The following is a 25,591-nucleotide window of genomic DNA, read 5'->3' on the forward strand; positions in this document are numbered from 1 at the left end:
CGACAGGGAAAGAGGACAGAGCACGTGAAACACGTAGTCATCGTCGGAGCCGGTTTCGCAGGCGTGTGGAGCGCGGCGGGAGCGGCACTCGCACGCGGTGATGCGGATCTGCGCATCACCGTGATCGCCCCCAACGAGCAACTGGTGCTGAGGCCCAGGCTGTACGAACCGGACCTGGACCTCGCCACCGTCGAGCTGGACAGGATCCTGACGCCGATCGGCGCCGAGCACGTCCGCGCCACGGTCGACACGATCGACACCGAACGCGGGACTGTGACTGCCGATGGCGAGGAGATCGAGTACGACCGGCTCGTGCTGGCCGCCGGCAGCAAGCTGGTGCGGCCCAACCGCCTGCCTGGCGCTGATCTACTGCACGATATCGACACCCTGGACGGCGCCCGTCGGCTCAAGGAGCAGCTGCGTGGGCGAGCCGGCTACTCGGCCGTCGTGGTCGGGGCCGGCTTCGTCGGTCTCGAGGCCGCGACCGCTCTCGCGGCCGATGGCCAGGTCCTGCTCGTCGACCGTGCCGACGTGGTCGGCGACCAGCTCGGGCAGCGGCCGCGCGCCGAGATCGAGAAGGCATTGGACGTCCTGGGGATCGAGCGCCGACTCGGTACGTCGCTGACCGAGGTCGGCGATGGGTACGCCGTACTGACAGACGGCACCAAGGTCGAGGCGGATGTCGTGGTTTGGGCAGTCGGGATGCGCGCCAATCACCTGACCGAGCAGATCTCCGGCCAACTCGACCACCTCGGCCGGGTGCCCGTCGACCGGTGGCTGCGCGCGCTTCCCGAGGTCTTCGTCGCCGGTGACACGGCCGCGGCTGCGTTCGACGACGATCACGCGGTCATGCAGGCCTGCCAGCACGCGACCCCGCTCGGCAAGGTCGCCGGCTACAACGCGGCCGCAGATCTGCTCGGTCTGCCGCTCCGGGAGTTCAATCCCGGCCCGTACGTCACGTGTCTGGACCTGGGCGGGGCCGGCGCGATCTTCACCCGCGGATGGGACCGCAAGGTGGTCGCCGCCGGCGCGGAGGGAGCCGTGGTGAAGCGAGGCATCAACCAGGCGATCCACCCGCCGGTCGACGACGCCGAGCAGATCCTGGCCGCCGCCGACCGGGTCTACATCGATCTCCCGTTCTTCCCCCGCTAGCGCTGAACGAGCCGAGTGGCCAGCCGGGCTCGCCGGTCTGGCCACTCCTCGCTCACGCGGCAGACATCCTGCTCTGCCTGTGTTCGGGTCCCGCTACGACAACAGCCTGATCCGGTCCCGGACCGATGGAGTGATGACGGGGTGGGCGCGGAGATAGTCGATGAACTCCTCGTGATCGCGTCCGTTGCGATACGGGTCGGTGAAGCCGCTGAGCGCCTTGTACCCGTCCGCCCCGATCAGGGTGTAGGCCAGCGCCGCCACCCGGTAGGTCTTCGTCAGGTCCAGCGGTGCGTCGTCGATGCGGAAGCCGGCCGGGTCGACCCTGTCGCCGACGGTACGACGAGTGTCGAAGGTGGCTCGCACGTTGGCGGAGAAGTTCAGCGGTCCATAGCGAACGGTCCCGTCGGCAGCCGTCTGCCATTGCTGCTCCAGGGCGTCATGAATCTGCTGTCCGGTCAGGGAGACGGTCAGGACCGGGTTCTCGTAGCCGAGTTGCGAGTAGGCCTCGCCGTACAGGATGACGCCGTCGGCGTCGTTCGCGTTGCTGCCCTTGGCGTACAACAGGGAGCCGGCCACGGCGTTCGACCCGGTTATCGGCTTGGCCGCGACCAGGGCGAAGTCGACGGGTCCGTTCCGCCTTGCCGACCACAGACACAGGTCCGCGCCGAGCTCACCCATCGTGCTCTCGCCTGAGACCGAGAGGGCCGGCGTGAAGTCTCCGTCCAGGTGCCCGGCCACGGTTCCGTACCGCCGCTCGCCGAACGCGGTCCAGTAGTCGACGATTCGTGCGATCCGCGGATCGGGGGTGACGTCGAGCGTGACCGGATAGTTCGTCGACACCGTTAGGTCCCGGACCACCTCCCCGGTCCGCGGATCCAGCTTGAGCCTGATCTCGTTGATGATCTGGCCGGCGTGCCCCGCCTCGACCATCGGACGGGGAACACCGTTCGGATCGGGAAGCATCGCGTTGAACCACCAGTGCCAGTGACCGGTGACGATCGCGCAGATTTCCGGAGTGAGATCGGCAGCAAGCTTGATCGCTGGTCCAGTAGCAACATTCGCGCCGTTGATCGGGGCGTGCCAGTTGTCGGCCTGCTGGGCGCCGTCGTGCACCACCACCACCAACGCACGCACACCGCGACGCTTCAGGAAGGCGGCGGTCCGGTTGCCGGCGACCGCCGTCTCGATGCTGTCGAGCTTCGGGTTGTACGAGGTCGAGCCGGTCGGGGTGTCGGCCACGGTCAGATGAATGAATCCGATCGGGTACCGGCGGCCACGATGGGTCACCCATTCCACGTTGTACGGCGCGAACACGGGCCGACCGGACTTCCGCCACAGAATGTTGGCCGAGTAGTAGCCGAACTTGATGCCCTGGTACGGACGGCCGGTGGAGTCGCGGAAACTGGAGTCACGCCCCGGCACCCCGATCGGCTTCGCCTTCATCATGTGATCGATCAGGTAGTCGACACCGGTGTCGAACTCGTGGTTTCCGAGCGCCGAGAACTGCAGGCCGAGCGCGTTCAGCACCTCGACCGTCGACTCGTCCGACAGCATCTTGTTGTCCAGCGGCTGCCCGCCGCCGAAGTTGTCGCCGGCACTGAAGAAGATCGAGTTCTCGCGCGCCCTGATCCCGCGCAGGTGGGTCGCCAGGTACGCCGCGCCACCGACGTGCAAGGTGTCCTGGCCGTCAGGCCCCGGCAGGTACCCGTCGATCTGGGCCGTCGGTGTCCGGTTGTTGCCGTGGAAGTCGGTGATATTCAGCAACTGGACATCGACGAGCTCGCCTGACGGCGGTCGACGCCCGGCTTCGCTCGCGTACGCCGAAACTCCCAGCCCCACCGAAGCAACCACTCCGCCGGCGCCCGCCAGCACAGCCCGTCGGCCAATCCGTCTCTCCATCGCGGCATCCCTTCGATCCGTCAACGTTCGATCTGCGACGCTTCTTCGGCCACCGCGGGCAGGGCCACGAGCGGCGAGCCCGGAAGGGGCGTGGTGTCGAAGTACCTGACCTCGAAGACGCGCTCGGTGAACTTCCAGCCGTCCGCGGTGCGGCGATAGCGGTCGTTGAAGAACGCGTAGTTGTAGATCGAGGTGCCGTTGCGGAGCTTGCCGAGCTCGCACACGTACGCACGGCCGGACGCGGTGTCGCCGTCGAGCTCGATCGAGCCCGGATGCGTGGTCTGGACGAAGAACTCCCACGCGTCCGCCAGCTCCTCGGTCCCGGCCCGGATCGCCTCCCGCCCGGTCTGCTCGACGTGCACGTCCGGGATCTTGTACACCCCGTCCTCGGTGAACAGCTCCGCGAACCGGTCGTAGTCCCCCATCATCGCCGCGTCGCTGAACTCACCCCGCAGCGCCTCGATCTCCACCCGGTCGGCTACAGCCTGAAAGTCAGTCATTGCTCTCTTCCTCATCGTCACGAGCCCGGTGCGGACACACCGGTTGCATCTCGCTCTAGGACGAAGCAGCCGACCGGAATGTCAGCCGGGCCGAGCCCGGCCCGCCGGGTGCGTGATTAGAGGGACGGCGACGGTTGGCGAGCGTCGACCGCGCGGTTCAGTTCCTGCCAGTAGCGCGCGATGACGGAGAGCTCGGCTTCGGTGAAGCCGAGCGTGGTCTCGCTCATCGCGTCGGCGTACAGATCGAAGCGCGCACTGATCGGGGCGACGCGGTCTTTGCGGACGTGGACGGCGAACCGGCGGCCGTCCTCGGGCGTCCGCACTCGCTCCACGAACCCGGCCTCCTCGAGCTTGTCCAGGACGCGGGTGACGGTACTGCGAGGCAGGCCCGTCTGGGCACTGAGCTCCGCGGGATACATGGCGCCGTCGTGCAACGTCAGCACGTGCAGCGCCTGCAGGGCCACCTCCGAGATCCCGCCGGCCTTCGCGACGTCGGCGTACAGCAGGATCAGCCGCGGCAGGATCCGCTGGAACTGGTCCCGGACGATCTCCCGGTTCGACAGGGCAGTCATGTCGATCACACTACTTGTTCCATTTCGGAACTACCTGGTAGCTTGACGAGATCCTTCCACAATGGAACTACTTTCCGGAGGCCGGGTGGACAGGCTGAGCACGGTCGTCGGCGACCGGCGGCGGCTGATCAATATCGCCTATCGATTGCTCGGCTCGGTCACGGATGCCGAGGACGCGGTGCAAGAGACCTTCACCCGCTGGTGTGCGCTGGCACCGGAGCAACAGGAGTCGATCGAGTCCCCCAACGCCTGGCTGAGCAAGGTGGTGAGCCGCGTCTGCCTCGACCAGCTCGGATCCGCCCGGGTGCGGCGAGAGCGGTATGTCGGCCCCTGGTTGCCTGAGCCTGTGCCTGACCGGACCGAATGGTCCCTCGGCTCGCACACCCGATCCGCGGACCCGGCCGAGCGCATCACACTCGATGAATCCGTCGACATGGCCTTTCTGATCGTCCTGGAGGCGATGACGCCGCCGGAGCGAGTGACGTTCCTGCTCCATGACGTCTTCCGGTACTCGTTCGCGGAGATCGCCGAGATGGTCGGGCGTACACCTGCCGCCTGCCGACAGCTCGCGTACTCGGCACGTCGCCGGATCCCCGAGCGTCCTGCCGAGGTGATGACAGCGCAGCGATCGGACCTGATCCGGAGCTTTCGGAGGGCCTGGGAGTCCAAGGACGTGACCGCACTGGTCGGCCTCCTCGATCCGACGGTGGTCGCGGTCGCCGACGGCGGTGGTGTCGTCACCGCAGCGTGGCACCCGATCGAAGGCCGCGACGAAGTCACGCAGTACCTGATCGAGGTCGCCAGGCTCGCGGGCGAACTGACGCTGCTCGAGCGCACCGTCAACGGGCAACCCGGCCTGGTCGCACTCCACGACGAAACGATCGCGGCGGTCTACGCGTTCGAGATCGCCGACGACCGAATCCGCCAAATCTGGTCCATCCGCAACCCAGAAAAGCTCCGCCTCTGGACGAACCTGTGACCCACCACGACAGGCAGCCTGAACGAACGTTAGTGCGGGCTCGACGTCGGCCATCAGCGTAGCGTCGCTCGGCAAACTGGATGAACGCATCAGCAACATCGGCAATTCGCACAGCCAGGGTGACAAGTTGCCCTCACACGCGGCAAACTCATCGCGAGCGCCACGAGACCAAGCTTCCACGCCGGGGGGACGAGTGATTGCAGTGATTCCACCGGAGAATCCGAGCGAGTCTTTGGACAGAGTTCTCGCCGGCGCCCTCAGCTCCTTCCCTTTAGTCGGAGGCGCGGCCGGCGCGTGGTACCAACTCGTGATGGAAGGCCCCTACAACAGACGCCTACAGGCTTGGCGACTCCACATCTCCGAAGCGGTGAACGGGCTGATCGAAAGAGAGGCCGGCCTCCTCGACAATGAGGTGTTCTTGGATGCGTTCGTCAACGCCACGCGTGCCGCACAGGCCACACACCAGCAGGAAAAGCTGGACGCACTTCGAAATGCGATGGTCAACTCGGTCGCTCCAGGTGCACCCGGGCCTGACGAGCAGGCAAGATTCTTCCGTCTTGTTGACCAGTTCTCCGCCGCACATTTGACTCTCCTCACATTCCTTGACGCTAGCGGGCCTGGTTGGGATCTGCACTCGCTCCACACAACCGACCTTGTGGTCGGGAAGGTGATCGGACGAGTGATCCCGATGTTTCGCGATCGGAAGGACTGGTACGAACTACTAGCTAGCGACCTCGGCAATGCCCGACTCATCTCACAACCTGCGTTCTTAGCAGATGTGCCGATGGAGCTCCTGCCGCTCACAACGCCACTCGGCGAACGCTTCCTGGGATTCGTTCGCGAGACGATCCCGCCCGCGTCGAGCAATCCCTAGGCGCCGTCTACGGAGCGCGGACCGCATCTGTGAGTGACTGAGCGCTGACCCCGCATGTCGGCGAGCGGCTGGAGGCTCGCCAAGCTGGGCTTGCTCGGCGCAGCCATCGCATCGAGGTGTACGGCATCCCAGAAGCGCAAGCGCCTATCTAGCAGCTCAGCTGCGCGAACACCGACGATTGCCCTTTGCAATCCCCTTGAGCCATCACCACCTCTGTACGCCGCCCCGGCAGCGACCGCAGATCGCGTACCGTGTTTGGGTGATCATTGATGCAACAGCGGCCGCGCGTCGAGCTGACCCAGGGCGCGTCAAGGAATGGCTTGCCGAGCAGCGGGTTTTCATCTCGAGCGCGATGGGCGATACCGCGGCGGAGCGGAGCGCAGTCGCTCGGCAGATCGAGGACCTCGGCGCGCGCGCCGTCTGGTTCGAGGAGTTCGGCCGAGATGCAAACGCTGAGGAGGCATATCTCAGTGAGCTCGATGCCTCGACGGTCTATGTCGGCATTCTCAATGAGCTGTACGGCCGACCGAACCCACCCGGCGGTGACTCGGCCACCGAGATCGAGTACCGCCGCGCCCGGGAGAGCGGTAAACGCGTGAACGTTTACGTGAAATCCAATGCGCCGAACCGCGAGGGCGCGTTGTCGCGTTTCCTTGATCGGGTCCGGTTCTTCGTGACAACCGAAAGCTATGTCAACGACGCCGACCTGGCGCAGCGGGTGGGACGACGACTCGAGGCGCTGGCAGCCGAGGCATTCTCGCCATGGATCAAGCTCGGTGACTTCGTCTTCCGCGCCGACGAGATCGCCGATGCAGGCAGCACGATCACCATTCGTGCGCGCGTTTCGGAAGAGATCTCGCACCAGGTCTCTGCTCTTCGCGACAACCCGTACCGACGCGAGCAGCTCAGCTTCGCCTCTCGGACCCGGGTGGCTACCTGCGAACTCGGTGGCGCCAAGCACACAATCCGCGCTGGTGGCGCCGACGAGATCACGGTCGAACTAACCAAGGTTGAACCTCCGCGCGGCGACGCGATGCGGGTCAGTACCGCCGGCTACACCGCCGACGACCTGGTCGAACTCGGCCTCCGCGAGCTGTTCTTCGGTACGCCGACGCCCGCCAGCCTCGGCATGCTCAAAGGCCTTGCCGAACCGGGAATCAACGTTGCTGAGCTCCGCCAGGCATTCGACCTGCCGAACGAGTTCGCAGAAGCCGTAGTCCGCCTTGTCGTCACCGAGGGCCTCGTCGGCCGCGGTCATGCAGAACGCTTGATTTCCTTCGCGCTAGGACCCCGAACAGGAGACGTCCGACGCCTCGCACTCGAGTGGCAAGAGCCGAAGGTCTATGTGAACGTCGAAGCGAAACGGCGCAGTATCGAAGGCGAATGGCGCCGCCAACCGAGCGACTGACCCGCTGGAAGAAGAGGTACCTGGGGTCGGCTCGTTCTGGGACAGCGGCACGGATCTCTATTCGGCGTTCGGGGAATTGGCTGGCGGGGTGGAGAGAGTCAGGTGTGTTCTGATTTGGTAGCGGTCGCCGCGGTAGGCGGCGCGGGTGAACTCGAATCGGCGTCCGTGCTGGTCCCGGGTGGTTCGCTCCAGGATCAGGACCGGCGCTTCCAGTGCGAGGCCGAGTAGGGCGGACTCGGTGGCGTCGGCCGCTGCTGCCCCCTGCGTCTGTTCGGCGTCGGTCGGGATCACGCCGTACTGATGCTCGAGCAACGCGTAGAACGAGTTCTGCTCGATCGCCCGAACGTCGAACTCGGGGACGAGCTCCTGCAGCACGTGGATGGTCTCCAGACAGATCGGGTCGTCGTCGACGAAGCGTTGCCGGGCGATCCGCAGTACGGCGGTGTTCGGCGCAACCCGGAGCCGGCTGCCGACCAAGGTGCCGGCCTGGATCGTGGCGTGGCTGAGAACCCGGCTGGTCCAGTGCCCAGGTGCGTTCGGGTACGTCGCTCCGTGGGTGCCGCTGATCTGTTGAGCGACCTTGGGGCTACCGACGAACATGCCCCGGCCGTGCTCGCGAACCAGCCGGCCGTCGCGGACCAGGTCGTCGACCACTGCTCGGAGTGTGGGTCGGGAGATCCCGAGCTCGGTCGACAGTTGGCGCTCGGACGGGATCGGCTGGCCGACCGCTCGGGACTCGACCAGCCCCAGCAGGTGCTCGCGCGCCACATCTCGCTTTCGAAGGCTGCCCGCCACGAGACCCTCCTTGGTACGACGGAAGGTCTCGCATGCTACGCCGCTTGTCGTGGCAGAGCTCAGTGCTCCGGCGGCTGGTAGTTCTCGCAGCTGCCGGTGTTGCTCAAGGAGTCCTGGTAGGTGGTGTCGCGCTTGCGGTACTTCTCCACGCGCGCGTCGGCCTGTGTGGGCGAGACGGTCTCGTTCTTGGCGTAGTAGGCCCAATCGACCTGCTCGCGGTACTCACTTGTCGACGTGCCCTGGTGCCCGTCCAGATCGATGAACCACAGGTTCCAGTTCATGCTCATGTCCTGACGGGGCAGGACGGTGTTGCCGTCCTGGTCGACGGTGTGGTCACCGGTGAGCTTGCCGTCGATGTAGTACCGGACGTGGCCGTTGCCGACCTGCGTGACGTAGGTGTGCCAGCCGTTCAGCGACCTCTCCTGCCGGCTCTCCGCAGTTCGAGCGTCCCACGGGTCCTCTCGGAAGGTGTGCCAGCTCGTCTGGAAGTTGATGGGGCCGGTCTCGCCCCAACCTCCGTTCGGCAGGTACTCGGTGAAGTCGAGCTCGCTGTAGATCGGGTCGTAGTCGAACTTCGTCGGGCCGATCGCGAACGCGGTCTCGTTGATGTGGTCGCCATCCGGTCCTGTTGCCGGGCTGTCGGCGTACCGGACGCGGGTCGCGTAGGTGCCGTTCCGCAGATTCATGGTGGTCCGGCGGAGCTCGGCGTTGGTCGTACCGGCGACCGTGCCGTCGGTCGTCGCCCGGAGCTGAGCGACCTTCTGACCGCCGCTGGTGAGGAAGGAGACGTTGCTCGCCGGCCAGGCAGAGCCCGGCACACCTGGGCCACCCATTTCACTCCGCGCGTTCCAGCCGTGGTCGCCGAGAGCAGGGTCGGTGGCCGACGTGTACTGGAAGTCGTCGAACAGTACGCCGCACTTGCCCGCCGCGCGGTCGGCCCGATCGGTCGAACCGACGGCAGCAGACGCGCCGGTCACCATCGAGGCGATCGTGGCGGCGGTGGCGATGAAGATGGTCGTTCGCTGACGTGGCATGTCTTCGATCTCCTTCGCGGCAAGGATGGGCGGAAGCCCGCGTCCTGGTCGAGCATGAATGCCACTGGAGTGATCTGCAAGAGCTCCCACAATCTTTTCGAATGGACTCGGCATAAGCACTATTCGGCGAGAGATCGTTGCCCGCCCACTGGTAAATACCAACAATTGGCGGCGGCGATTTACACCGAGTGGCGGCTCCGTCTCAGAGCACGGCGGCCGGTCTTTACCACCCACCACACAGGCACGTGTCCCGATGACCTGCGTGGTGGCGACCGCTACGTAGTGGGCCGAGACCACGTAGGTGGCTACGTCGGTCCGAAGGCGCGACGACGTAACCGGCAACCGCATCGTGATGACAGGGGCACGAGCGGGAGAGGAGCCGGGAGCGTGAACGCAGGAGTGTCAACGCAGACATGGAACGACAGGGATAACCTCGACGAGGCGGTCGCGACGTTCCTCGGAATCCGACCGCGGCTGATGGCGATCGCCTACCGCTACCTGGCCAGCACGAGCGAGGCCGAGGACATCGTCCAGGAAACCTGGCTTCGCTGGCAGAAGACCGACCGTACGGTCGTCGTGAACCCGCCGGCTCTCCTGGCGACGATGACCACCCGGCTCGCCATCAACGCTAGCCAGTCCGCCCGGCGACGCCACGAAACGTCGATGACCGTCTCGGCATCCCAGTACGTCGACGAGGACGACGACCCGGCGACGAAAGCCGAAACCCACGAAGCCGTCGAACATGCCCTGCTGGTGATCCTCGAGAGCCTGACCCCCAAAGAGCGCGCCGCTTTCGTCCTCCGTGAAGCCTTCGACTACTCCTACGGCCAGATCTCGGAGCTCCTTCAGCTCGGCGCGGCCAACACCAGGCAACTCGTCTGCCGAGCCCGTCGGGGACTCGCCGGCGACCGCCACGTGAGCGTGAGCCGGACCTCGTACCAGCGCTTCCTGCACGCCTTCCTCGACGCCTCCCGGGCCGGCGACCTGACCGAACTCGAAGACCTCCTGGCCGCCGAACTGGCCGCCCGAACAGTTCGATCCGGCCGAGTCGCCGTCCGTTAGTGCTGCCTAGCTTCGGGCCGCCTGTTCGATGACGCGCGTGGTTGTCTTGGGGTCGGACATCAGGCCGAGGTGTCCTTCGTTGAACTCGGTCACCTTGGAGCCGGCGCGCTTGGCCATCGTTCGCTGGACGGACGGCGGGATGATCTTGTCGCCGGTGCCGATCAGGTACCAGGACGGGATCGTCTTCCACGCCGGGGCGCCGGACTGATCGGCCAGACCACCGAAGGCGCCCGGTCGCTGGGTTGCGTACGCCATTGCCTTGTCGTCGTTGTCCAAACCGGTCGCGAACGACGTGAAGACAGTCGACTTCTTCAGGTACAGATCAGTGGTCGCCGTTGGCGGACCGGCCGGAACGAAGTCGAAGATCGTCGTTGGGTCCGGGACGGAGAGCGCGGAGTCAGGCCCCGCCATCTGGAGGGCCGTCTCGCCCTGGTCGAGCGCGAAGGCGTTGACGTAGACGAGCGCCTTGACGTTCGGCACGCCAGTGGCCGCGTTGGTTGCCACCGCGCCGCCGTACGAGTGTCCGACCAGTACGACGGGGCCTGACAGCGACTGCAGGAAGGTCCGAACGGTGGCTGCGTCGCCGGGCAGCGAGCGCAGTGGGTTCGGGATAGCGCGCACCGTGTAACCGTCATCCTGAAGCAGTTCGATGACGCGGGTCCAGCTAGACGCGTCCGCCCACGCCCCGTGGACGAGCACGATCGTGGGCTTCACCGATCGGTTGCCCTGGGCACCGGCACTCAATGACGGCGTCAGGCTCGCGAGGACGACTGGGACGGCGAGCATCGCCACCAGTCGCGTACGGGCTGACGCTGCGTTCTTGAAAAGACTGGTCATGGATCTGTCCTGTTCCGTACGAAGGACGGCTCCGGACGGCCTTTGCGCGAAGGCCGATACCGGGGTCGGAGTAGAGCGAGATCGCTCACTCGTGTGTATGACCGGGCAACCACCTCGGGCGTGACACTGCTACGACTTCCGAGTTGGGCCTGCGCGGAGTACATCTATGGGAAGCCAGCTATTCGCGATCCCCTAGTGAGCCGACATGACCAATCCCGATCACGCCGAACTGCAACGCCGCTGCGAGCTGCTGCAATCACTGCATCGTCCTGGTACTCCCCTGCTGCTTCCGAATGCCTGGGACGCGGCGACGGCCAAGGCCGTGGTGACAGCCGGATTCCCAGTCGTCGCGACCACCAGCGGCGGAGTGGCCGCCACCCTCGGCTACGAGGACCAGGAGGGTGCGCCGGCCGACGAGATGTTCGCCGCGGCTGCCCGGATCGTCCGAGCTGTGGAGGTGCCGGTCACGGTGGACGCGGAGGCCGGTTACGGCATGGAGCCGGCCGATCTGGTGGCTGCGTTGCGGACCGTGGGCGCCGCCGGCTGCAACCTCGAGGACACCGACTACCGCGCAGGAGGTCTCCGCGCTACCGGCGAGCACGCAAAGTGGCTGGCCGCGGTTCGCCAGGCCGCAGTAGACGCCGACTACCCCCTCGTCATCAACGCGCGGATCGATGTGTTCCTGGGCCCGCTCATCGCAGGCGCCGACCCTGACGTCCTGGCACAGCTCGTGCCGGAGGGCATTGAGCGCGGTACGGCGTACCTCGAAGCCGGCGCCTACTGCGTCTACCCGATCGGCCTGTGGGAGTCGGACGCGCTGCAACGCTTCATTTCGCGCATCGGGGGCCCGGTCAACGTCGTCAAGATTCCGCCGACGCCACCGCTGGCCGAGCTGGCCGCTCTCGGCGTGGCGCGGGTGAGCTGGGGACCGTTCCTGCACCACGACGCGATCGCGCGCTTCGAGGCGGAAGTCGCCTCGCTCCGGGACTGACGGCTAGGCCGATTCGAGCCGGCTCAACGGTAGGTGGCCGAGCTCTTTCCGCGAGGTGATCTCGAGCTTCGCGAACACCTTCCGCAGATGCCAGTCCACGGTGTGACGGCTGATGTACAGCTCGGCTCCGATCTCGGGGTTGGACAGACCATCCCGCGCGAGCCGTGCAATCTGAGACTCCTGGTTGGTGAGGAGGCCGCGCGTCCGGGCGCTGCGACCGTACGCCGATCCCCCGGCGGCGAGCAGCTCCCGCCGGGCGCGATCCGCGTACGCCTCGGCCCCGAGCTGGCTGAACAGATCGTGAGCAGCTCGAAGCTGGTGGCGTGCGTCGTTGCGCCGGTTCGCGCGGCGCAACCACTCGCCGTACAGGAGTTGCGCGCGGCCGAGATGGACGACGACGCGAGTCTGCTCGAGTCGCTCGATCGCCTCTTGGTACAGCGATTCCGCGGACCTGCCGTCGCTCAGCAGAGCGCGCGACCATGCCTGTACGCCGAGTGCCCAGTTCGTCCCGGAGGCGTTGGTTCGTTCTCGCACCTGTTGCAGTGCAGCTGCGGCCTCGTCCCGAGCACCGCTTCGGGTGGCTGCCTCGACCAACTCGACCAGCGCGAAGCCGCAGAGACCCAGGTCGTCGTATTCGCAGGCCTGCCGGGCCGAGACCAGGGCGGCGTCGTACCGGCCGAGTGCGTTGTGCAGTACGGCGTTCACGTAGCCGGCGCCGCCGATCCATCGCGACTCGCCGCGCGCGGTCACGTCCTCGATGTCGACCCGGAACACGTCCATCAGCTCGGTCGGATCGACGCCGCGCCAGGCGGCGAGCAACATCGTGGGATAGTTCACGGCCGCGCCACCGATCGCGCCCGAGATCACGCCGCTCTCCTCCAGCAAGGCCGACGCAGCCGCGAACTCGCCGGCGTACACGTGCACAAGGGCCCGGTAACCCAGCGCCAGGGGAAGCAAGGTGAGAGCGCCGGACTCACGGCACAGGCGGACCGCCTGAGAGGCCACGTCGTGCCACTTGAGGTCGTCCCACAGGTCGCCGGCGACGAGCCAGGGCAGCCAGAACCAGCGCAAGATGTCGTTCTCGTCGGCGTCGGCGAACGCATCCAGCGCGTGCCGCATCGGCGCGACCCCAGCCACGTAGCCGTCCGTGAACCGGGTGGCCAGACCGTCGAGGAGAAGGTCCGTCGGTCGCACCGCGGGCAGTGCCGAAAACGCGTCCCGAGCGGCGACGGCCACTTCGCGCGAGCCGACCGGACCGTGCAAGCGGCCGGCGTAAATCGTTGCGCCGAGCGCCTCCAGATAGGTGACGCGTGCCGTCTCGACATCATGTGGCGCGAGCGCTTCGGCCGCCGCGAGCAACGCCGGCGGCGCATCGACGCCACGATTGAGCGCGAACACGATCTGGGCCCGGAGACGAGCGATCATGGCACGTCCGAGATCGTCCGTCGGGAACCCCGCAGCCAGTGCCAGCAGTCCGGTCGCGGCATCGAACGCGCCGGACTCGAACCTCGCCCGGGCGGCGGCCAGAGTTCGCCGGCCACGGCGGCGCGGATCCGGCGTCAGCTCGGCGGATCGCTCGAGGAATGCGGCGGCAGCGGCAATACCGCCGCGAGCCCGTGCGCGGCCGGCGGACTGTTCCAACTGCTCTGCGATGGACTCGTCCAGCCCGGCACTCGCATGGCCGCGATGCCACGCGTGCCGATCGGGTTCGAGTTCGGAGTCGATCGCTTTGGCCAGCGCACCATGCACCTCGAGGCGGTCGCCGGCGGAGGCGGCCCGGTAGACGGCCGAGCGCAACAGCGGATGACGAAACCGGACATGTGCGCCGAGATCGATCAACCCTTCCCGCTCTGCGGCGACCGCGGCGTCGGGTCCAAGGCCGAGCAGGTTCGCCGACCGCCAGAGCAACGCCACGTCTCCCATCGGCTCGGCTGCCGCGGTCAGCATCAGCTGCCGGGTGTCGGCAGGAAGGGACTCGACCTGGCGCAGGAAGCTCTGCTCGATCTGGGTCGCGAGCGGCGCCGCATCCGGGAGCTGGAAGCCGCCGGCGAGCTCGGCGGGTGTGAGGCCGCGTGGGAGTTCGAGGAGCGCGAGCGGGTTGCCACGCGACTCGGCGATGACACGATCCCGAACCTTCTCGTCGAGGCGCCCGGGCCAGGCGGAATCGAGGAGCGCACGAGCATCGGCGTACCGCAGTCCGCTCAGCACGAGCTCCGGGAGTCCGGCCAGCTCCTGCACGTCATTGGGCTGACGGGTCGCGAACACCAGCCCGACCGACTCGGCCAGCAGCCGGCGGGCAACGAAGGCGATCGTGAGCAGCGAAGCCCGGTCGAGCCACTGCGCGTCGTCGATCACGCAGACCAGGGGTCGCTCCTCCGCGGCTTCCGCGAGCAGAGCGAGTACGGCGAGTCCGACGACGAAACGGTCCGCGGGCCCGTGCGCGCTGAGTCCGAACGCCGTCTCGAGCGCAGCCCGCTGCGGCTCGGGCAATCGGTCCTTCAGCGGCAGCAGGGGCCAACAGAGCTGATGGAGGCCGGCATAGGCGAGCTCCGTCTCGAACTGGACACCGGACACACGCGTCACCCGACAGCCGGACGCCTTTCGCTGCGTGTATTCCAGCAGCGCGGACTTCCCGATGCCTGCTTCGCCGCGCATGACCAGGACCTGGCTCTGACCAGCCCGCACGTTGTCCAACAACCGATCCACGAACCGACACTCAGCGTGCCGCCCCAGTAACCCAAACCGGAGATGTTCGCTCGACATGCCAGGACGCTACCGCCCCCGTTCACCCCTGCCAATCACTGCGTCAGCGCTCGACTTGGAGTAGGGCTTGGTTTACGGCTTCGGTTAGGGCTGGGTGGATCCAGTAGGGGCGGTTGGCGAGGGTCTGGGCGTCGATGTCGAGTGTCATCGCCACGACCAGCGGCTGGATGAGGGTTGCTGCCTGCGGACCCATGATGTGCGCGCCGAGCAGGCGGCCCGTGGCGGGATCTGCGAGCACCTTGCAGAAGCCTGTGGTGTCCTCCATCGCCCACCCGTACGCGACATCGGCGAATCGGGTGCTCACGGCAACATAACTGCGCGCCGCGTCCCGGAGATCCTGCTCGGTCGAACCCACCGACGCGATCTGCGGATCGGTGAAGACAGCCGCCGGTACGACGTCATGATCCGTCGCGCGCAGATCGTCCGGGTGGCGCAGGTTGTGCGCGACCACCTCGGCCTCCCGATTCGCCACATGCTTCAACGGGTACGGCGAACAGACGTCACCGAGCGCGTACACCCCCTCGACCCCGGTCCGCTGGTACTCGTCAACAACGATGCGCCCATCGTCGTGGGTGCCGATGCCGGCGCGGTCCAGGTCGAGCCTGTCGGAGTTGGGCGTCCGGCCGACCGCAACCAGGAGTGTGTCGGCGGTGAGCGTCGTACCGTCGTCGAGCAGCAGCCGCAATGCGCCAGGGTTGCCCTCGAGCTTGGTCAGTTCGCGGCCGAGGTGGAGCTCGAAGCGATGGCGGGCGAGCTCGGTGTAAGCCTCCGCCACGGATTCATCCTGCGGTCCGAGGAGCTGATCCGCCTGCTCGACGATGACGACCTCGCTACCCGCGGCGGCGAAGACGTGCGCGAACTCGGCGGCGATGTAACCACCACCGAGGATCGCGAGTCGCCGCGGCGGCGTCTCGATCCGCATGATCGTGTCCGATGTCTCGTACGGCAGACCCGATGCGACGACCGGCGGCGGAATCGTCGGCCGGCCACCTGCGGCGATCACGATCTGATCGGCCTCCACCGCGACCGACTCGTCGCCCAGCTCGATCTGCAATCTGGTCGGGGCCAGGAAGCGGGCATGACCCGGGTAGACCGTCACGAAGTCGCTCTCCTCGCGACCTGCCCGCCCCTTCGCCGCATCGGCGTCGATCCGCTCGAAGACGCGGTCCCGCAGCTCGGTCCAGCGCAATCCCAGCAACTCGGCGTCGACGTCGTACCGACCGGCATCGCGAACGGTGTCGGCCACCTCGGCGGCGTAGGCGAGCATCTTCGAGGGGATGCACCCGAAGTTCAGACAGGTCCCGCCGAACCGGCGCTCCTCGACGATGGCGACATCAAGACCGGCGAAGGAATCCCCGACAACCATGTTGCCGGACCCCGCGCCGATGACAACCACATCATGATGCTTCATTCTCGCAGCCTAGGTTCGACGTCAAAGGATTGGATCGTGCTGCTCCCCGCACCAGCGCGTTGATCGCAGAAGGTGGTGCCTCCCTGGGACAAGGGAGACACCACCGGTACTGCGGGATCGTCAGGCCGCGGGGGGCATGAGGACGGTGTCGATGAGGTACACGGTCGCGTTGGCGGTCTTCACGCCGCCGCAGATCACCTTCGCGTTGTTGACCATCAGGTTGTCACCGGAACCGGTGACGGTGAGGTTCTGCTTCTCGACCGTGGCGTGCGTACCAACCACTGCGGTCGGGTCGAGCTGACCGGCCACGACGTGGTAGGTGAGGATCTTGCTCAGCAGCGCGTCGTTGGTCTTCAGGGTGGCGATGGTGGCCGCGGGGATCTTGGCGAAGGCGGTGTCGACGGGCGCGAAGACGGTGAACTCGCCACCGTTCAGGGTCGAGACCAGGTCAACCTTCGGGTTCAGCTTGCCCGACACCGACGCGACCAGCGTCTTCAGCAACGGGTTGCCGGACGCCGCGGTCGCCACCGGCGCGGCAGCCATGCCGTCGATCGAGCCGGCGCCGGTCGGGTTGGCCTTGGCGTAGTCGGCACAACCAGCACCGACCATGCCGCCGTTGGCGGCCGGCATCGCGCTCGGGGTCTCGGCCGGGGCCGAGGACGACGAGGTCGTGGACGACGGGGTGGCGCCGGCGTCGTCGTTGCTTCCACAGGCCGCGGTGAGACACAGCAGGGACAGGGCAGACGCGGCGAGGCCGACGCGAGCAAGGTTCTTGGGCATGACGAGATCTCTCTTTCGGTGAGTGACTGAGCCCGGGGCGACTGGCGAGTCCGGCGAACGTGGTGAACTCGCCCGGCGTTGTCGCCACCAGTCGCTCGGAGTCGCTGGGTGCGGCTCGTAGCTGACACCCGTACTTCGGCACCCACACCGGCCCGGATGGGTCAGTTACCAGACCAATCGGATCGCCGTCCCACCCGCCACTCCCCGACGGCTTCCTGCGCTGGGCCCACCAGAGCTTCTCGTCGGGCTAGATCAGGGCTCGGCTCCGGAGGCCGGCGCCGAGCAGATCCGCGACTTCGGTCGTGGACAGCCCCAGTAGGCCGGCCACTTCCCGGTAGTTCAGTCCACCCGGCCGGACCATGGCGACAGCGATTCGTTGCCGATCGGGCAGCGCAGCGTCCGCGAGAGCTTGCAGACCGCCGCACTCGCGATAGACGCGGCAGGCGAGGCCGAAGCGTACGTCGTCGGTGGACGCCACCAAGGGAGCAGAACTGCTGGCCGCGCAGATGACCTCGACGACGATGGCCTCGGCTCGTTGCTCATCCCCGACGATGGCCGAAGCCATCGACAACAGCGCGGCGCCGTGCTCATCGCACATCCCACCGGCTGCCACCTGCTGCCGCGACTGATCCGGCGGCTGAGAATGGCGTCGACGCTCCGCGTGGCGTGATCTCCGCGCACGGGTCTTCTGCATGAACCTGACTCCTCCGCAACCCACATCCCACGAGTGCCACCGGGGTCTGAGGTAGCGATCGAGCGGTCCTATGACAGCAATCGTTGCGACAATACAACCGCATTGACGCCGTGAGCATCACCGAGAGCCATCGGTTGTGTCATGACGCGGTCGCACGCCCGTGGATCGACAGCGACACGAGCACCAAGAACGCCTGCCCCCGCGTCACCGGCCTTCGGCACACCCGAAGGCCGGTGACGCGGGGTTGAGGGGTTAGATCGGGAGGGGGTCGTAGTTGGCGCCGAAGGGGGCGTCCGGTCGGGTGAACTCGCCCATCAGGGCGCGCCTGAGGGGTGTGGTGCGCTCCAGGAATTCGGGGTCGTTGTTGAGGCGGTCGGCCGGGCGGACCCACGGTGGGCTGTAGACGTAGTGCGTCGTGTAGCGGTCGTAGTCGCCGTCGTGGCGGAACGTGCGGTGCCAGACGCCGTTGTGGAACACCAGAGCAGACCCAGCCTCGGCGCACACGACGTGGCCGATCGCGATGTCGCCCTTGCTCTGGCGGATCGAATCAGGCAGACCGACCCGCGACCGGTGGCTGCCCGGGATCAGCTCCATATTCCCCATGCCAGGCACCGTCTGATCGGTGAGCAGATACGAGACGCGAAGCTGCAACAGCGGAACCGGGTATCCCAGGTCCTTGAAGTCGAAGGCCGACGATCCGTCCTGGTGCCACCCGCCGTTCCCCGCGTGTGCCGGCTGCATGGTGTTCCAACCGGCCTGCAGTACGAAGCGGTCGCCGAGCAGACCCTGCACCTTCGGCAGCACGTCCGGGTGGTCGATCAGCCGCTCGAGCACCGGCTCGCTCTCGTAGGTCCGGCCGATCTGCCCGAACTCGCGGTCGCGGTTCTGGTGCAGCCGCTGCGAAACATCGTAGGCCTCGGCGGCCTCGTCCTTGGTCAAGACGTTGGGAATCAGGAAGTAGCCCCACGACTCGAAGATGAAGCGGTCAGTCTCGGTCAGCTGACCTTTGTCGACGACGGGATCGAGCATCAATCTGCCCTCTTCTTCATGGTGTTGGAACGGCTTCTGGATCTGGTGGTCAAGGCAACAGCCACCATCTCGAGGATGGCGGCTGTCATGATCCAATGCTCCCCCGCGTCCAACTGCCGAGAAAGGACCAAACCGCCCGGATTGGCACCCGCTGGTCCCGGGAGGCCTAATCTGTGACGATGCCCCAACGCGCTGACGTTCAGCAGTTGCAGGTCGAGGACGACCCGTTCGCGGGACAGCCCGAGTGGCCGGCGCGCTGGATCCGGGCGGCGGAGAACGGCGACGTGGTCGGCTTCCGGCTCCCGGTCGAGTGCGCACAGCCGGCTGAGGTCGTCGTCCACGTGTCCGCCGACGAGCGGTACGAACTGTGGCTCGACGGCGACCTCATCGGCCGCGGCCCTTCGCGAGGCGAGGTCGGCCACTGGTCGTTCGAGAGCTACCGGCTGCGGTTGCCGGCCGGCGGGCACTGGATCGCTGCCCGCGTGTGGAGCCTCGGGGACGACGCACCGCTGGCGCAGCAGACCTCGGTGACGGTCCTACCTTCCTCCTCGCAGCAGAGGGGCTTGAACTCGGCACTGGTACGGCGACCTGGCAGGCGGCTGCACTGCCTGGCCACGGCCGCCGACCGAAAGGTGACGGGTACGGCTGCGGCGCCAGGGACGTCAGTGACGGCCGCACGTTCCCATGGGGTTGGCAGACCGGCGCGGACAGCCTCAACTGGTCACCGGCCGCGACCGGCGGCGTACGACGGCTGGTGCCGTCCCGTCTGCCTGCACCAGCGCAACGATGGGCCGAGGGCGCTCGCGTCCGGCATGTCGCCGAGCACCCGGCCGGACAGCCGACCCACGACCGTGTCGTAGATCCGGCGGACCACCTGGACGATGAGGCCGGCGACTGGCAACAGCTGATTGACGGTACGGCGATTGTGCTGCCGCCCCGGACCTGCCGGCGGGTACTGATAGACCTCGACCAGTATGTCTGCGCGTACCCCGTCCTCGATCTCGAGGGCGGACGTGATGCCGAAGTGCGGCTGCATTGGCAGGAGTCGCTGTACGAGACGGGACCCCAAGCAGGCAAGGGGCATCGCGACGTTGTCGACGGCAAGCTCTTCGGCCGGCAAGGGCTCGAGGAAGACGGCCTCGGCGACCTCTTCATCGCCGGCGGCGGCCGCGAGCGGCACAGCACCCTGTGGTGGCAGTCCGGCCGCTATGTCGAGGTTCTCGTCACCACCGCGGCCGAACCGCTGACGATTGCCGGCGTGCGGTTCCGGGAGACCCACTATCCATACGAGGACCGCAGCGGCTTCACCGCCAGCGACCCGCGGCTTGCGGAGGTCGGCGTACTCGCATTCCGGACGCTGCAGGCGTGCAGCCATGAGACGACCATGGACTGCCCCTACTACGAGCAGCTCCAGTACGCCGGTGATACCCGGCTGCAGTGCCTGGTCGCCTACACCACCACCGGCGATGACGCACTCGCGCGGCAGGCATTGCGTGCCTTCAGCCGCAGCCAGGGTGACGACGGATTGGTCCAGTCCCGTACGCCGTCCCGGCAGGCCTCCCCCATCCCGCCGTTCACGTTGTGGTGGGTCGCGATGGTGCACGACTTCGCGCTCTGGCGTGGCGATCTGGCCTTCGTCACCGACCTGATGCCAGGAGTACGTGCGGCCATCGACGCGCACCGCCGTACCGTCGACGACCGCGGGATCTTCCACGCCTTGCACGGCTGGAACTTCACCGACTGGGTGCCGGGCTGGGACGCAGGCACCCCGCCGGGGATCGTCCAAGACGGGGAAGAGCACCCTGACTGGCCCGGCCCCGGGCGCGGCGTGACGGCGGTCCTGCAACTGCAGCTGGCCATGGTCGCGCGGCAGACCGCCGACCTGGAGTCCTGGGTAGGCGAGCCTGACGCTGCCGCTGAGTACGCACGGCTGGCCGACCGCCTGGTAGAGGCCGCCGACGGCGCCTTCTACGACGCCGACCGCAGGCTGTACGCCGACGACCTCGAGCACACCGCCTTCAGCGAACACGCGCAGTCGCTGGCGCTACTCGCGGGAGCGAAGTACGGCGAGACGGCGGTACGGGCAATGCTGCAGGAACCGCCCGGGACGCTGGCTCGGACCACCGTGTACTTCGACCACTACCTGTTCGAGGCACTCCAGCGGATCGGCCGGACCGACGTACTGCTGGACCGGCTCGGACTCTGGTTCGGCCTGCTGGACCAGGGTCTGCGTACCGTGATCGAGCACCCTGAGCCGACTCGCAGCGATTGTCACGCGTGGGGCGCCCACCCGCTGTACCACTACATCGCCACGCTGCTGGGTGTCCGACCGACGTCCCCCGGAATGGCCACGGTCACGATCTCTCCCCGCCTCGGGGGCCTCGAATGGGCCCACGCATTGGTGCCGACCCCGCACGGCATCCTCGAGATCCGAGCAGAGGCCGGCAAACCAGCAACATTCACCGCACCGGCAGAGATTGCGGTAACAATCCCACCGCCACTCCGATCGGCGGCTGACATCGATGTCGGTGGCAACCAATAAAACGATTGCTGGGATCGGACACCTCTTTGCCTATTTCTTTTCCGCATCCTGGCTGGACCAAATGAATTGTTCATCGTAGTGTGCTCCGCGGGGGGCGGGGCATATGCAGTGTTATTCCTGTGGGACGGAAAATCGGCTCACAGCGGTGTACTGCGGCTCGTGCGGGCAGAAGCTCGGCGGAGTCGCGACCAACGGGGACAGATTCGTCGACCATGTGATGCCTGTCGACGGGCCGACGACCGGACGGCGCATCGCTGTACTACCTGCGGCACAAGGAACCGTGCCGCCAGACAACGGAACCAGGGTCGAACCCGAGCAGCGAAGCTCGGACGCGACCCGCTATCTGTGCGCGGCCGTGCATCTCGACAGCCGGATCGCGGACCAGGTCATCAACGACCTGCTGGAACAGGACTTCCGGGCGGCGCCGTCGTCGCCGGACGTCGACCTGGTGCCCGTGGTTCTGCACGCCTTGTCGGCGCGCACGCGGCAACTCACCCGGGACGTGATCCTCATCGTCCTGCTGATCGTGATGGCGTGGTCCCTGGTCTCGTTGCACACGACAACGGTCCTGGTCAGCATCGCGCTCGCGTGGGCGGCAGTGCTCGGCGAGACCCTGGTGGCGACGTACGGCGTACTCGCGCACGACCTGCGGCCGGGGAACTTCCATCCCGCGAGGCTGCCGCGCCCGAGTAATGCCAAGGCGCGCAGGCGCCTGGAGCAGATCGAGGAGTTCGGCCGGTCCAACGTCTCGGTGTACAGCGAGTACGTCCCGTTCGTCGGCCACGGCCGGACGGTCGAGGCATGGTCGGCCGCCCTGGCCCTCCGCCCGGCGACGGGTCGCGAGGCGGAGCGCTTCACCACCACGGACATGCACGACTTCGTGCTGGCCAGGATGCGTGAGATCCCGGTCGGCACGGTGGAAGTCTCCGATCGCATCTACGTCGACGGCCGGGACATCCGCGGCGACCGCCGGTTCCTTCCCGGTGAGCTTTCGGTGCCGAGGGCACAGGTGGATCCCTCTCTCATCCGCAGCCTGATGAGTGAGCCCGAGGACCGGGCGCGGCCCTACGTGTCCTTCCAGATCAAGGGCTGGCGGGGCCAGCTGGTGCTGTCGACCTTCCTGCGCTTCGTCGTGACCTCGAAGGAGGTCTTCATCGAGGTCAGCCACTCGCTGCTGACCCCGGTCCGCGAGGAGTTCCAGGTAGTGGACCAGCTGCTGCCGCAGCCGAATCCGCGGCAGGCGGTGACGATCGCCGCGAAGTCGGCCGCCGTACTGCCGATCTATCTCGTCCGGGCACCGGTGGCGCTGGCCAGGGCACTCGTCAGCCCGCTCACCGCGGAGCTCCGGACGGCGCGGCAACGCCGGGAGATCCGTGGCGCGCTGCGCTTCAATTACGGCGCACCGGCCAGTCCGCGCGAGACGCTCAGCGATCCGAACTTCCAGCGCTATTTCCAGAAGCTCGACACGTCGCATTACGTCAAGGTTCTCGAGAAGCGTCTCCTCGACGCCATCATCGAATTCCTCGAAGCCCGCGGAATTGACACGTCGGAGTTCGACGAGAGAAAGCACACGATCGAGAACAACGGTCTCTACGTCGCCGGAAACCTGGTGGCGGGAAGCGTCGCGGTAGGCAACCGCGCGCGGGCGACCACCAGGACCACCAGGCCCACGAGGAAAAGGTAAGCCGATGGAGCAGAACAACGGGATCAGCGTCGGCGGGAACTTCGTCGCCGGGGCGGTCGCGGCCGGTAAGCACGCCCGGGCGACGAACATCTCGACCGGCGAATCCCTGGACGACGCAAGGACCCGGATGCAGGTGCTGCTCGACCTGCTGCACACACACGCCGGCGAACTGGCGCGACCCGACGAGACCATCGCAGTCGCCGAGCGCGCACGGCGGGAGCTCGAGACCGACGAGCCTGACAAACCGACGGTCCTCGGCTGGCTGACGACCGTCGCTTCCGGAGCCGGCTCGATCGCCGCGATCTCCGGAGCCGTGGCCGCTGTCCAGCAAGCGATCGCGGCGCTGCTGTGAATCTCACTGGTCAGGGATGACGTCATGCCTACCTTTTGCACCGAGTGCGGCACCCGCCGCGAAGGTGACCAGTCGTTCTGCACGAACTGCGCAACCAGGTACGACGACGTCGTACGACGTGACCGTTCTGCCGAAACGCCCGACGAGGCGGCCGAGGAGTCGGTCGGCCACGGCGCCGGCTGGTACGTCGGTCTCAGCGTGGCTCTCGCGGTCGTTCTGATCGGCGCGGTCGTCGGCGGCGGCGCCCTGCTGCGGAACCGGGTGTCGTCCGCCGATGTCACCGATGGTCCGATTTCCGGCGTGCGGCTGAACAGCGACGGGTTCATCGTGACCGGCGAGCCGGGCGACGAATCGACACCGGGCCTCGAAGAGCCGTCGTACTCCGAGGAGCCGTCCTATACCGAGGAGCCGCAGTACATGCCCGAGCCGACTCCGACGTACACCGAGGAGACGCTCACCCCGACTCTTACTCCGACTCTTACCCCGACAATGGCACCGCCGGACCTGGGCAACGCGACCGTATCCGTCGCACCTGAGGTCGCGAACAGCGCTACGGCGCGAGCGGTCGTCGCCCTGCTCACCGGCTACTTCACCGCCATCAACGAGCGGGACTACGCCAAGTACCGGCAGGTACTCACCCGGGGAGCACGGCAGACCCAAGCCGAGTTCGAGAAGGGCTACCGCACGACGAACAACTCCCAGGTGCTGGTGCGTGAGCTGGCAATCGGCGAGGACGGCCGCCTGATGGCGACGGTCGACTTCGTCAGCACCCAGGATGCCGCCGACGGCCCGGACGGCCAGACCTGCACGCGCTGGACCGTAGGCAAGTTCTTCGAGAAGGAGAGCTCCAAACTCCGCATAGGCAAAGCCCTGAAAGGCCACAGCTCCACGCTGGCCTGCTGATGGCCCGCGTACGTTCCAGTCAGGAACCCGTAGTACCCGCGACCGATTGGTTGCTCGCGGCACCTTTGGGGGTGAGCGTCGTTAGGGGGTGAGCGTCGTTTGGGAGGTGAGCGTCGCCGTGTCGTCGGGGCCGCACGTGAGCGTTCGTACGCCGAGAGTCAATGGGTATCTTCTTCAGCTCAGGTATGAGAGTTATCCACAGATTGCGAAGACCGGCCCTTCTGGCGCCCGAAAGTCCATATGTTCTTGGGCGAAGGAGGTGCTCGATGAGTGCTGGCAACGACAGAGACGGCCGCAAGGGTGGCCGTGGAGGCAGAAAGCGAGACAGCGGGATCGACGGCGATCGGCCGCATCCGGAGCTGACGCCGCTGACCATCACCCAGGCCGACCGATTGGTCCGTCTGGCCGAGGCTGCGGTCGCCGAACGCGGGTTGCCGATGCGGTACGACGGCGCAACCGCGCTGGTGCCGATCGGAGACGACGGCGCTCCGGTGGGCGACGGTACGTTCGCCGGGCTCGTGAATCTCGCACGCACCGTCGGCGGGTTGCCACGACAGCGGTGGCGCGACGCAGTGGCTGCGCACTTCGACCAGATGTTCCCTCCGGGCGGACGGCCGGCGATTCCGGAAGACCTGGAGGCCGAGCTGTACCTTCGCCTGGTCAGCGCGTCCGCGATCGAGCCCAGCTGGACAGACCGAGTGCCAGAGTTCGTGCCAGGTGTGCTCATCGCGCCGGCGACCTACGCGGGAACCGCCGTCGCGATGCATTTCGACATCGACCGGCTCGGCGTGCCGTGGGACGAAATGACCAGGATGGGCCTGGCGAACTTGCGCCGCCTCAAGGACGAGGTCGACCTCGTGCAACAGCCCGGTGACAACGGTGCCGAGGTTGCCATGCTCACCGGCGGCATGTTCACCGCCTCCCGGGCGCTGGTGCTCGACACCGTGCTGCGCGAGTCGCTGCGCGTCGAGAATCCGCCGTTCGGTTGCCTCGTGGCCATGCCGGCCCGGGACATGCTGCTCATTCACGTGCTGCGAGATCAGACGGTGGTGAGCGCCTTCGGCATGCTCGCCGGACTCGCCAGCTGCTTCTTCGCCGACTCGCCAGGACCGGTGAGTCCGCACGTGTACTACGTGACGGGCAGCGAGTGGCAACAGGTGACCGACTACAGCACCGGCACCGCGCGTCTCCAGGCCGGCGGTCGCTTCTCAGAAGCCCTGCGCCGTCTCGACACCGATCCACGCGGCACACCTCACTTCACACCGGCGCCCGGACGGCAGGACAACGCCGGAGCCGATCATGCCGATGATCACTGATCACTGGCTCTGGT

The 25,591-nt window shown here is 67.0% G+C and carries 23 protein-coding genes; 12 read left to right on the plus strand and 11 right to left on the minus strand.

The window, feature by feature from the left end; genetic code table 11:
* The first annotated feature begins 24 nt into the window (after positions 1-24).
* On the plus strand, positions 25-1,152 hold the full coding sequence (locus AB0L70_RS29750; RefSeq protein ID WP_363689943.1) for an FAD-dependent oxidoreductase: 1,128 nt from the start codon (positions 25-27) through the stop codon (positions 1,150-1,152).
* Between the two features lie 93 nt (positions 1,153-1,245).
* Here AB0L70_RS29750 and AB0L70_RS29755 read toward each other — a convergent pair whose 3' ends face one another.
* From AB0L70_RS29755 to AB0L70_RS29765, 3 genes are all read right to left on the minus strand, one after another.
* Positions 1,246-3,051 (minus strand): bifunctional metallophosphatase/5'-nucleotidase, encoded by a 1,806-nt coding sequence (locus AB0L70_RS29755; protein ID WP_363689945.1) that lies wholly within the window; start codon positions 3,049-3,051, stop codon positions 1,246-1,248.
* 20 nt (positions 3,052-3,071) lie between these two features.
* Positions 3,072-3,551 (minus strand): nuclear transport factor 2 family protein, encoded by a 480-nt coding sequence (locus AB0L70_RS29760; RefSeq protein ID WP_363689947.1) that lies wholly within the window; start codon positions 3,549-3,551, stop codon positions 3,072-3,074.
* Positions 3,552-3,667: 116 nt separating this feature from the next.
* On the minus strand, positions 3,668-4,123 hold the full coding sequence (locus tag AB0L70_RS29765; RefSeq protein WP_363689949.1) for a helix-turn-helix domain-containing protein: 456 nt from the start codon (positions 4,121-4,123) through the stop codon (positions 3,668-3,670).
* Between the two features lie 85 nt (positions 4,124-4,208).
* Here AB0L70_RS29765 and sigJ point away from each other — a divergent pair, with 85 nt between their 5' ends.
* From sigJ to AB0L70_RS29780, 3 genes are all read left to right on the plus strand, one after another.
* Positions 4,209-5,102 carry an RNA polymerase sigma factor SigJ gene (gene sigJ, locus AB0L70_RS29770; RefSeq protein WP_363689951.1) on the plus strand — a complete coding sequence of 298 codons (894 nt, stop codon included), beginning with the start codon at positions 4,209-4,211 and terminating at the stop codon, positions 5,100-5,102.
* Between the two features lie 310 nt (positions 5,103-5,412).
* Positions 5,413-5,976 carry a hypothetical protein gene (locus tag AB0L70_RS29775; RefSeq protein ID WP_363689953.1) on the plus strand — a complete coding sequence of 188 codons (564 nt, stop codon included), beginning with the start codon at positions 5,413-5,415 and terminating at the stop codon, positions 5,974-5,976.
* Positions 5,977-6,235: 259 nt separating this feature from the next.
* On the plus strand, positions 6,236-7,384 hold the full coding sequence (locus AB0L70_RS29780; RefSeq protein ID WP_363689955.1) for a DUF4062 domain-containing protein: 1,149 nt from the start codon (positions 6,236-6,238) through the stop codon (positions 7,382-7,384).
* 57 nt (positions 7,385-7,441) lie between these two features.
* On the opposite strand, the gene AB0L70_RS29785 is transcribed toward AB0L70_RS29780, so the two are convergent.
* The gene (locus AB0L70_RS29785; protein WP_363689957.1) at positions 7,442-8,179 is read right to left on the minus strand and encodes a GntR family transcriptional regulator; all 738 of its coding nucleotides are present in this window, start codon (positions 8,177-8,179) and stop codon (positions 7,442-7,444) included.
* A gap of 59 nt (positions 8,180-8,238) precedes the next feature.
* On the minus strand, positions 8,239-9,213 hold the full coding sequence (locus AB0L70_RS29790) for a glycoside hydrolase family 16 protein (RefSeq protein WP_363689959.1): 975 nt from the start codon (positions 9,211-9,213) through the stop codon (positions 8,239-8,241).
* Positions 9,214-9,600: 387 nt separating this feature from the next.
* Between AB0L70_RS29790 and AB0L70_RS29795 the strand changes: the two genes are divergently transcribed.
* Positions 9,601-10,275, plus strand: coding sequence for a sigma-70 family RNA polymerase sigma factor (locus AB0L70_RS29795; protein WP_363689961.1), 675 nt, complete (start codon positions 9,601-9,603; stop codon positions 10,273-10,275).
* 6 nt (positions 10,276-10,281) lie between these two features.
* Here the strand turns inward: AB0L70_RS29795 and AB0L70_RS29800 are convergent, their stop codons facing one another.
* On the minus strand, positions 10,282-11,112 hold the full coding sequence (locus AB0L70_RS29800; RefSeq protein WP_363689963.1) for an alpha/beta hydrolase: 831 nt from the start codon (positions 11,110-11,112) through the stop codon (positions 10,282-10,284).
* Between the two features lie 205 nt (positions 11,113-11,317).
* Between AB0L70_RS29800 and AB0L70_RS29805 the strand changes: the two genes are divergently transcribed.
* A complete protein-coding gene (locus AB0L70_RS29805) occupies positions 11,318-12,103 on the plus strand; it encodes an isocitrate lyase/phosphoenolpyruvate mutase family protein (RefSeq protein WP_363689965.1) in 786 nt (261 codons plus the stop codon).
* Positions 12,104-12,106: 3 nt separating this feature from the next.
* Here the strand turns inward: AB0L70_RS29805 and AB0L70_RS29810 are convergent, their stop codons facing one another.
* From AB0L70_RS29810 to AB0L70_RS29830, 5 genes are all read right to left on the minus strand, one after another.
* Positions 12,107-14,866, minus strand: coding sequence for an AAA family ATPase (locus tag AB0L70_RS29810; protein WP_363689968.1), 2,760 nt, complete (start codon positions 14,864-14,866; stop codon positions 12,107-12,109).
* Positions 14,867-14,909: 43 nt separating this feature from the next.
* Positions 14,910-16,277: a mycothione reductase gene (locus AB0L70_RS29815; RefSeq protein WP_363689970.1), complete on the minus strand. Its 1,368-nt coding sequence runs from the start codon at positions 16,275-16,277 to the stop codon at positions 14,910-14,912.
* A 120-nt stretch (positions 16,278-16,397) separates the two neighbouring features.
* A complete protein-coding gene (locus AB0L70_RS29820; protein ID WP_363689972.1) occupies positions 16,398-17,057 on the minus strand; it encodes a fasciclin domain-containing protein in 660 nt (219 codons plus the stop codon).
* Between the two features lie 247 nt (positions 17,058-17,304).
* Positions 17,305-17,751: a hypothetical protein gene (locus tag AB0L70_RS29825; protein WP_363689974.1), complete on the minus strand. Its 447-nt coding sequence runs from the start codon at positions 17,749-17,751 to the stop codon at positions 17,305-17,307.
* Positions 17,752-18,003: 252 nt separating this feature from the next.
* Positions 18,004-18,780 carry a phytanoyl-CoA dioxygenase family protein gene (locus AB0L70_RS29830; protein WP_363689976.1) on the minus strand — a complete coding sequence of 259 codons (777 nt, stop codon included), beginning with the start codon at positions 18,778-18,780 and terminating at the stop codon, positions 18,004-18,006.
* 179 nt (positions 18,781-18,959) lie between these two features.
* On the opposite strand from AB0L70_RS29830, the gene AB0L70_RS29835 reads away from it, so the two are divergent.
* The 6 genes from AB0L70_RS29835 to AB0L70_RS29860 all read left to right on the plus strand — a co-directional run bounded on the left by AB0L70_RS29835 (position 18,960) and on the right by AB0L70_RS29860 (position 25,577).
* Positions 18,960-19,640: a hypothetical protein gene (locus tag AB0L70_RS29835; RefSeq protein ID WP_363689978.1), complete on the plus strand. Its 681-nt coding sequence runs from the start codon at positions 18,960-18,962 to the stop codon at positions 19,638-19,640.
* Positions 19,535-21,322, plus strand: coding sequence for a hypothetical protein (locus AB0L70_RS29840; protein ID WP_363689980.1), 1,788 nt, complete (start codon positions 19,535-19,537; stop codon positions 21,320-21,322). Before AB0L70_RS29835 ends, AB0L70_RS29840 begins: the two co-directional genes overlap by 106 nt.
* 280 nt (positions 21,323-21,602) lie before the next feature.
* Positions 21,603-23,006, plus strand: a complete 1,404-nt coding sequence (locus AB0L70_RS29845) for a hypothetical protein (RefSeq protein ID WP_363689982.1) — start codon at positions 21,603-21,605, stop codon at positions 23,004-23,006.
* A 4-nt stretch (positions 23,007-23,010) separates the two neighbouring features.
* Positions 23,011-23,358 (plus strand): hypothetical protein, encoded by a 348-nt coding sequence (locus AB0L70_RS29850; RefSeq protein ID WP_363689984.1) that lies wholly within the window; start codon positions 23,011-23,013, stop codon positions 23,356-23,358.
* Positions 23,359-23,382: 24 nt separating this feature from the next.
* Positions 23,383-24,261, plus strand: a complete 879-nt coding sequence (locus AB0L70_RS29855) for a zinc ribbon domain-containing protein (protein ID WP_363689986.1) — start codon at positions 23,383-23,385, stop codon at positions 24,259-24,261.
* A 266-nt stretch (positions 24,262-24,527) separates the two neighbouring features.
* Entirely contained in the window at positions 24,528-25,577 is a 1,050-nt protein-coding gene (locus tag AB0L70_RS29860) for a hypothetical protein (RefSeq protein WP_363689988.1), read from the plus strand.
* Positions 25,578-25,591: the final 14 nt, after the last annotated feature.

This window comes from Kribbella sp. NPDC051952, assembly GCF_040680855.1.
In the GTDB taxonomy this organism is placed as follows: Bacteria; Actinomycetota; Actinomycetes; order Propionibacteriales; family Kribbellaceae; genus Kribbella.